At 46.6% G+C, this 539-nt stretch carries 1 protein-coding gene; it reads left to right on the top strand.

Going from position 1 to position 539, the window contains the following annotated elements:
• Nucleotides 1-539, top strand: a 539-nt coding sequence (locus tag N8L90_RS09330; protein WP_261025214.1) for an accessory Sec-dependent serine-rich glycoprotein adhesin, incomplete at both ends; no start/stop codon positions are given.

Genomic DNA, 539 nt, shown 5'->3' with positions numbered 1-539 from the left:
AAGGTGAATATAGAGAGACGGATCGTGTGACCCGTTTCAAGTTGATCAAGTCAGGTAAGCATTGGTTGCGTGCCTCGACCTCTCAATTTGGCCTCTTTAAAGTCTTGCGTGGTGGTGTAGATGCTGCTCAGGTAACAACTGAAGTTATCGAAGAGCAATCAGCAAATACACTGACTGGATTGGATATCCTGAAAGGGATAGCCGCGGCAGGGACGGTGTTTGGAGGAGCAGTTGCAACACAAACAACTGTTTATGCCAACGACGCTCTTGAAAAGACAGTAGAGTCAAATCAAACACTTGCGAATACAGACACGGTAACTTTGGGAACAGTAAAAGATCAGGAGGGGGCTCAAGCCGACAGCCTATCAGTTTCTGTCAGCCAAAGCCAATCCTTGTCTGAGGAAGCTTCCAAGAATGCAAGTAAGCATCTTTCAGAAAGTGAAAGCCAATCAGTAAGTACTTCAACAAGTGTAAGTACATCGGCAAGCGCATCAGCCTCAACAAGTGCTGTAGCGTCTACATCGGCAAGTACATCGGCT

Origin of the sequence: Streptococcus mitis (assembly GCF_946190115.1) — a bacterium.
Lineage (GTDB): Bacteria > Bacillota > Bacilli > Lactobacillales > Streptococcaceae > Streptococcus > Streptococcus mitis_CO.
Note: the sequence above shows the minus strand (reverse complement) of the source record. Positions and strands in the feature narration are given on the sequence as shown.